At 37.1% G+C, this 6,974-nt stretch carries 10 protein-coding genes; 1 reads left to right on the forward strand and 9 read right to left on the reverse strand.

Annotation, left to right across the window (positions count from 1 at the left end; translation table 11 throughout):
* A partial coding sequence (locus P9X27_02365; protein ID MDP8253222.1) for a hypothetical protein occupies nt 1-473 on the forward strand: 473 nt, incomplete at its 5' end.
* Nucleotides 474-492: 19 nt separating this feature from the next.
* On the opposite strand, the gene P9X27_02370 is transcribed toward P9X27_02365, so the two are convergent.
* The 9 genes from P9X27_02370 to P9X27_02410 form a co-directional block, all read right to left on the reverse strand.
* Complete coding sequence (locus P9X27_02370) at nt 493-1,107, reverse strand: GNAT family N-acetyltransferase (protein ID MDP8253223.1); 615 nt, start codon at nt 1,105-1,107, stop codon at nt 493-495.
* The gene (locus tag P9X27_02375; GenBank protein MDP8253224.1) at nt 1,108-1,662 is read right to left on the reverse strand and encodes an N-acetyltransferase; all 555 of its coding nucleotides are present in this window, start codon (nt 1,660-1,662) and stop codon (nt 1,108-1,110) included.
* 60 nt (nt 1,663-1,722) lie between these two features.
* Entirely contained in the window at nt 1,723-2,859 is a 1,137-nt protein-coding gene (locus P9X27_02380) for a helix-hairpin-helix domain-containing protein (GenBank protein MDP8253225.1), read from the reverse strand.
* 187 nt (nt 2,860-3,046) lie between these two features.
* Nucleotides 3,047-3,178, reverse strand: a complete 132-nt coding sequence (locus P9X27_02385) for a desulfoferrodoxin FeS4 iron-binding domain-containing protein (protein ID MDP8253226.1) — start codon at nt 3,176-3,178, stop codon at nt 3,047-3,049.
* 23 nt (nt 3,179-3,201) lie between these two features.
* Nucleotides 3,202-3,471: a DUF5661 family protein gene (locus P9X27_02390; protein MDP8253227.1), complete on the reverse strand. Its 270-nt coding sequence runs from the start codon at nt 3,469-3,471 to the stop codon at nt 3,202-3,204.
* A gap of 100 nt (nt 3,472-3,571) precedes the next feature.
* Nucleotides 3,572-4,204: a transcriptional repressor LexA gene (gene lexA / locus P9X27_02395; GenBank protein MDP8253228.1), complete on the reverse strand. Its 633-nt coding sequence runs from the start codon at nt 4,202-4,204 to the stop codon at nt 3,572-3,574.
* A gap of 131 nt (nt 4,205-4,335) precedes the next feature.
* Complete coding sequence (locus P9X27_02400; protein MDP8253229.1) at nt 4,336-5,445, reverse strand: hypothetical protein; 1,110 nt, start codon at nt 5,443-5,445, stop codon at nt 4,336-4,338.
* Nucleotides 5,438-6,421 (reverse strand): hypothetical protein, encoded by a 984-nt coding sequence (locus P9X27_02405; GenBank protein MDP8253230.1) that lies wholly within the window; start codon nt 6,419-6,421, stop codon nt 5,438-5,440. The genes P9X27_02400 and P9X27_02405 overlap by 8 nt, the downstream gene beginning before the upstream one ends.
* On the reverse strand, nt 6,418-6,974 hold a 557-nt coding region (locus P9X27_02410; protein ID MDP8253231.1), incomplete at its 5' end, for a class I SAM-dependent methyltransferase. The genes P9X27_02410 and P9X27_02405, both read right to left, overlap by 4 nt.

Genomic DNA, 6,974 nt, shown 5'->3' on the forward strand with positions numbered 1-6,974 from the left:
ATTCTATGAGACGTGGTTTTGTGTCAATGGAAAATAAATTCATGCACTGGAAATTCGTATTTCTTGAAGTTTGTACCGAAGCCATTGCAATGCTGCGGCCTAAAAACGAGGCAGAAAAAGAGATGATTTTATCTGCCCTAGAAGAGATTGCAGAAATGGATTATTTGGATCCGGCAAGTAGGATAGCAAGGCATGTGCTTGATAACCGTGAAATAGTTATATCTGCAGAGCCTAGAAAAGCTGAAGATTATCAAGTATTGTTAAAATATTTTGAAGCCAGGAATACCTATAAAGTCTATACTTATGCCGCTGCACGAGGTGATAGCTTAGCCCTCATATCTCTTCCATGGAAGAATGGTGAGCCTCAGGATATTCCTATAGGTATAGAGTACAGTCCTTCATTGATATATCGCGAAGACGACATTACTATTGAGAAATACTATCCCGATTATCCACAATTTCTACCAGAATAATAAAGCATTATTCCGTTTATTATGAATCAAGCTTACAATGCATAAGAGAAAGCGGCATATCTTTGATATATACCGTCTTATCTATGACAAATCCTTCTCGACAATAAAATCCATAGGCAGGCGAGTTTTTAGCAACTTCTAGAGTGATTCCTGCATACCCCTTGTCCTTGCCAAATTTATAAAGGTGGCTCATCATGGCACGACCCAAACCTCCCTTTTGGAATGAAGGCGAAGTTCCCAGCAGTAATAATTCGAGATGGGGCTCCGTGCGTTTAGGTTTAGAGGCATTTATCCGTAGAAAAGCTAATGCCAGACTCCACCCCAAGATACGAACAAAAGACAAAGTACAACGCAGTGCATCCAATAAACTGGGTTCATCGGTGCTGCTTAAAGTTAATGCCGTGCACGCCAGATTATTGCCACTATCCTTTATACCATGAATGCAGGTTGATTTTTTCGAGCCGAATTCATCAAACATAAAGCGGAACAGAGCTTGTGTAGTCTTATGAGACGTACCAGGAGGAAGCATAGGATGCTCTTTAAAAGCCTCGCAAATAAGAGATAAGGCAGATTCTCGCTCGGAAGAGTTTAATTGTTTGATTTCTATATCTTTATATGATTTTTCATGCATCATTTATTCTTTCCAATGCTCCGGTTTATTCAATTCATCAGCACAAATTATTTTCCCTTTATCCAGCGGAAATCCGTCTGTATTCAATGACTGAACCATCCATGCATTTGCATGCTTTTCAGGAATTGGATATGGAGCAGAAAAACCTATCTTTTTTGCATCTGGAACAAAACCAAACTTTGGATAATACTCCATATGACCTAAGACAAAAACCATTTTGGAACCTTTTTCTTTTAGTCTTCTTAGACCCTCATTGATTAATAATCCACCTATTCCTTGTTTTTGATATTCAGGCAAAACAGCTAACGGTGCAAGGATATGGACTAAGGGCTGAGCTGTTGTCATCTCATTAATATATACTCTTGTAAATAAAATATGTCCTACAGCTTTATCTTCATCAAGTGCAAGCAATGAAAGAATAGGCTCAGCAGTTTTATCCTTCAAGAGGTCAGCTGTTAATTTAGCTTCTTTCGTGTATCCAAACGCCCGTTCTTCAACTTCCATAACTTTGTTGAAGTCGTTACTGTCTGTCTCTATAATTTGAATGTTTTTTTCCATAATTGCTCTTACTTTATTTTACTTCTCAATATTTAGGGTTGTCAATAATGGATCTTCCCCTCAAAAACTAATATACCTACCCACCTTCTTAAGCCTTTTGCCTACACTACCTAAATCCTCTAATCTCCTGACCCTTCCCCCGCTCTTTCTTATATTTAATATTCTCTTAACACTAACCTCACCCAATCCCGGTATACGCATAAGCTTAAACTTATCTGCTCTATTTATATTTATAGGAAAATACTCCGGATGTCTCTTGGCCCAGGCCTCTTTAGGGTCTTCTACTAAAGAGAGGTTTCCTTCCTTATCAAATGGAATCTCATCTTGTGAGAAGTTATATTTACGTATCAGCCAGTCTGTCTGATAGAGCCTATGCTCACGCATTAAGATATCACTATTTGAGTATCGTGAGTTCTCACCTATTAATGTGCTCTCTCCCAACCCTCTCTGATAAGCACTGAAATAAACCCTGTTAAGATTAAGTCTTTTGTAAAGTCTCCAGGAGTAATCTACTATATTCTTATCAGTCTCATCAGTTGCACCTACTACAAACTGAGTGGTCTGCTTAACATGGGCGTATTTAGAGTTTTCCTCTCTTAAGCGGCTTATAAGTCGTATTGGCTCTATAATATCTTTTAGATAGTCTTTACGCTTTGAAAGATTACTAAAATGATCTTCTCCTGCTGTCTCAATATTTAAAGAGACTGCATTTGCTAAAGATAGAGTCTGACGGATTGCATTCTCAGATGCACCGGGTATTATCTTTAGATGGATATAACCCCTAAAGCTCTTTTTTCTAAGTATCTCACCAACTCTATTAATATAACCCATGGTATTATCAGCTGTACCTATAACCCCACTGCTTAAGAATAAGCCCTCTACCCTTCTCTTCCTGTAATAGTCCATAAATACCTTAACTAGCTCATCAGGCTCTAATCTACAGCGTTCAGGGTCAAGATTGCTCCTTAGAGGGCAGTATTTGCAGTCATTTACGCACTCATTAGATAGAAGTGTCTTAAATAGATAAGTTGTCCCACCCTGAGGCAATGTAGTCGGATATACCCATTTATCGTCCTTAGAACGGCTTCTATGCTCATCTTTAGCCCCAGCGCAGGCACAAGCCAGGTCATAACTGGAATCTCTGCTTAAAATGGAGAGTTTATCTGTTACATTGAGACTGTTCTTTATAGTGATCATATTTTATCCTCCACCTCTTTTAAATACAAAAACCCTCGCTTAGCATGTTAAACAAACTAAAACGAAGGTTTTACTTTTTTATAGTCCAGGTTCCCCCTTCGAACGCAGGACTTTTAAACTATGTTTTTATTTTAATCTTATCAAAGATGTTATCAAGCTAGAATCATAAGAAGCATAACCGGGATCTTTACTTACTGCTATCCAACTTTTCCATAGGCTGATTGCAGCAAACCAATTCGCCTCCACCGACTTTTATGACTGCTACTTCGTTGCCGCAAACATTGCAGCGATATTTTTCTCCTACTTCTTTTACTTCCATAGAATCTCCTCTAACTAGTTATTTTATTTATCCCAGAATGAATCTGCCTCTTCCTCCATCTTTTCCAATCTTGTGTAATAATCCGAAAACTCATTAAGGTGTGCAAGAGCAATCTTACCTGTAACTAAAGGATCATCATTAGTTACATTTGTAGAAGAATCTACTAAACCATGCTCAAGTTCTACGTCCATGCCCATACGGAACTGTTCCAGGTCAAACTTATCCCATTTTAACCCCAAAGCCTCTCCGATACTCTTTGCTTCTTCAGCTGTAAAGCTTTTCTTGGCTTCCATATCTTCCTCCTGTTTTGTATTAAATTACTTACAAAATGTCTAAATCACTAATCACGCGACTTGTGCCCAACGAAAAAACCAATAATTACTCCCAGTGTTCTCATTTCCATGATTTAGGTATAATCGCTAAGACTATTCCCTGAATCTGAAAATCATCAGTTAAGATAATCGGTTGATGTTTTCCATTAGAAGAGTTTGGTTTTAGAATAATCATATCCTTAGTTCTATGAAACTCCTTAATTGTCGCACCACCATCAATTAAAGCAACAACTTTATCTCCTTCATTAGCTGTTGGCTGTTGTTTGACTAAAATAAGATCACCCTCGTTGATCCCTGCCCTATCCATAGAGTCTCCCTTTGCATGCAATAGAAAATATTTTGATCCCGGTTTTGCAATAGAAGTAGAGACAGGAACATAGCCTTCTATGTTTTCCTCTGCTAACATCGGCATCCCGCATGATACAACACCCACTAAAGGGATATTTGTGGTTTGAGCATCTGCTGGACCAAGATCAGGGTCCATAACAAGCTGATAATCTCCTTTATCAAGCTTTCTTATGACACCTTTCTCTTGGAGCTGTTCAAGGATATCCTGTACTGATCTGGGGGATTTATAGCCTAACTCAGCCATTAATTCCCTGACAGAAGGAGTACGGGACTTCTGCATTAACCAGTCTCTGATATGAGAGATGGCTTCAAGCTGTTTTCTTGTAAACGGGCTATTATTCTTCATACATACGAGTGTATGTTGCTGTATGTATTTTGTCAAGGAAAAAAAGATATAGCAAAACAGAAAAGTGATACATTGAAATTTGTATCTGCCCTATTCATAAGTTCTCTTATTTATGCGGTTTTATTGATTGTCTAATTTTCAAGGATATTAAATAAAGAGCGAATTTCAGCGCTGAACGGAGAATCTTCAACTATTTTGGATGCCAGACGGGCATAACCGCCAAGAAGTCCTCTTGTTTGTAATATTGCCATTAATTCTTCTGCGACATCTCTTCCCCATGTAGTGCTTATTGCATTAGCTATCACTGCACTTTTATGGGCGGGTAAATCAGGTCGGTAGTTTATAAGAAATGTAAAAGCCAGGTGGTTTATAATATTTCTATACATTAAATCTTCTTTTTCTGCAAACGAAGCCGGTTTGCCGGCTATTTCTCTGGTTACCAGAGTTTCTAAAGGCGAATGCGATGGTTCATATGCCTGATGAGTCTCAATTGAGTAGCTGGCGTTAGCTTGGCTTTCTATTGTATGAAAAATACCCATGTCAGCAAGGATCATCATGTCCGGCTGTATTTGTGTATCTAAGAATTGTAAAAGTTCTTTTTCGCGTGCAGGCATACTGCGAGACTCATATTTTATATATTCCTGGGCATGGTATAAATATGCGTTTGTATTACCGGAGACGAGGTATTGCTGCGCTACATAATGATGATATTCACATAGTAGAAAATCTTTCCAGGCTTCAAAGCTGATTGGTTCAGGTACTACAAGTATTCTATGTTCCGCCAGCAATCTCATGAGTGGTTTATCAAATCTTTCGAAAGTAGCTCCAGTATATTCGTTGTTACCAGAGCCTACACCATCTTTCGATGTTGCCATCAAGCGAGTCATATTTTCTACTCCATTTTCAAAAATATTTTTTAAGCTATCTTGATGAGTTTTTTCTGTCAAAAAATCTAGTAAAGGTACTCCAGAAGACCGTGCAATAATTACAACTTTATCTAAAGATGGGCCGGTGTATTCTGTGAGGAATACTATTTCTATTCCGTCTTGTTGTGCTTGCAGTATGTGCTTTTCGATAGGTCCTTTTATCAGATCAAAATCAGATTTATCAAAATGATAGGTCTGAAAAAATATTATCTGGCCTTTTTGCGGTTGTGAAGATATATGGATTCTCCTACCTTCAGAGGTGTTAGTCAGAACTACAGACAAGAACAGCACAATTAAGATGTTTTTTTTATTCATCTTTTAAGTTAACTCTTTCAAAAAAATATTTAAAATCTACCACAAGATTGTCATCAACTTTGTTTCCAAAAATTCCACGTAAATAGCTACTTAAAACTTCTAAACCTAACATTTCACCAACAGCTATTGTAAAAGAAGCCTCTATTGAATTACTTGGAGAATTTCCATAAAAAGTATACTTAGCCATATTTAATCTATAATTGTCTTGGATTAACTCTATGGGAACTAATTCAGAGCTAATCTTTTGAGCTGCTAATTCTCCCAAGGCAATTACCAATCTGTCTTGGGGTAAATTCGGATATTGCGTAAAATCAAACTTTAATCCAGCAACATGCTTGTGCTCTGAGAACCCATCCTGAAATCCCTTAATTAAGCTAGAGATAACTATATCAAAAGCGAGAATACGATGTGCCATTTCGTGAGCAAGAAGCCCTTGCATAAAACTCTGATACATATCAATGCTAAACAAATTAAAAAATTCAACCAAATTATTGATCTCTAATACATAGGCTGTATTGTCAGCATTAAAATCGCTATCTTGAAGATCGTAAGTCTGTCTCCATAATACGTCATGTGTATCATGTTTTTTAACAACTACAGTGGTACATCCAAAACCGCCACTTGTTGTATTGTTTGTGATATATACTTTGGCATATCTTGATTCTTCTCCCAATCTTTCTTCAGCAATATCTTCAATCATTGCAAGAATATTATAAATTTCTTCTATTGATTCCACGCCATGATTATATTCACGCATCTTACCAAGCAATGCTTCAAGGACAACTTCATTTTGAATAATTGTTTCTCTGTCAAACCTAACTCTGGGAATCTCCTCTTCGATTCTAAGAAAATAGTTGCTAAGCTCCTTAGCAGATATAGGGATTCTTATATCTGCTCTCACCCTCCTCGCATCTGCAAAGTTGGGGAGGAGCAAACTAATTACTATTAAAATTAAAAGTATTTTTTTATTCTTCATTTTTTTATTAAAACAAAAAAATCTCTAGGATAGAAAGCATCTGATTCAGAGTTGAATATTCTTTCTGGAAAACACATTCTATCAACTTGATAACCTCTTCTTTCAAAACGTATCCTGGGATAAACAAAAGGATCCTCAATATCGGGAAGTAGATGCATATTTCCGGTAATAATAAATAATCCTGATTTGGGATCTTGACTCCTCGACTTTAAGACCCTCCCTACTTCATCTAACGCAAGATTAACTTCTTTAAAATTAAGTACATTGTACGTTAAGAGTCCCGATGCTATAACAATATCAAAGTCACTCTCTCTAAACGGAATATTTAATATATCTCCTTCGATTACATCTAAACCTCTGGCCCTACATTGAGCGACAAGGTCTACATTTCTATCAAATCCAGAGATATTGTCTTTAGTTAAGAAGGGAAAAGTTTCTAGTATTATATCTATCAAAGTTCCATCTCCACAGCCACTGTCTAAGATTCTTATATTTCTTAATTCATCTTCAGAAAGTCCTAAGAAATAATTCCCCAGTTCATCTATTATTGGTG

Origin of the sequence: Candidatus Kaelpia aquatica (genome assembly GCA_030765335.1) — a bacterium.
Classification (GTDB): Bacteria; Omnitrophota; Gorgyraeia; order Kaelpiales; family Kaelpiaceae; genus Kaelpia; species Kaelpia aquatica.

Bases quoted from the DNA above. Each gene is read 5' to 3' on its own strand.
- P9X27_02370 (MDP8253223.1), bottom strand. From the start codon at position 1,107: ATGATGCATGAAAAATCATATAAAGATATAGAAATCAAACAATTAAAC.
- P9X27_02375 (MDP8253224.1), bottom strand. From the start codon at position 1,662: ATGGAAAAAAACATTCAAATTATAGAGACAGACAGTAACGACTTCAAC.
- P9X27_02380 (MDP8253225.1), bottom strand. From the start codon at position 2,859: ATGATCACTATAAAGAACAGTCTCAATGTAACAGATAAACTCTCCATT.
- P9X27_02385 (MDP8253226.1), bottom strand. From the start codon at position 3,178: ATGGAAGTAAAAGAAGTAGGAGAAAAATATCGCTGCAATGTTTGCGGC.
- P9X27_02390 (MDP8253227.1), bottom strand. From the start codon at position 3,471: ATGGAAGCCAAGAAAAGCTTTACAGCTGAAGAAGCAAAGAGTATCGGA.
- lexA (MDP8253228.1), bottom strand. From the start codon at position 4,204: ATGAAGAATAATAGCCCGTTTACAAGAAAACAGCTTGAAGCCATCTCT.
- P9X27_02400 (MDP8253229.1), bottom strand. From the start codon at position 5,445: ATGAATAAAAAAAACATCTTAATTGTGCTGTTCTTGTCTGTAGTTCTG.
- P9X27_02405 (MDP8253230.1), bottom strand. From the start codon at position 6,421: ATGAAGAATAAAAAAATACTTTTAATTTTAATAGTAATTAGTTTGCTC.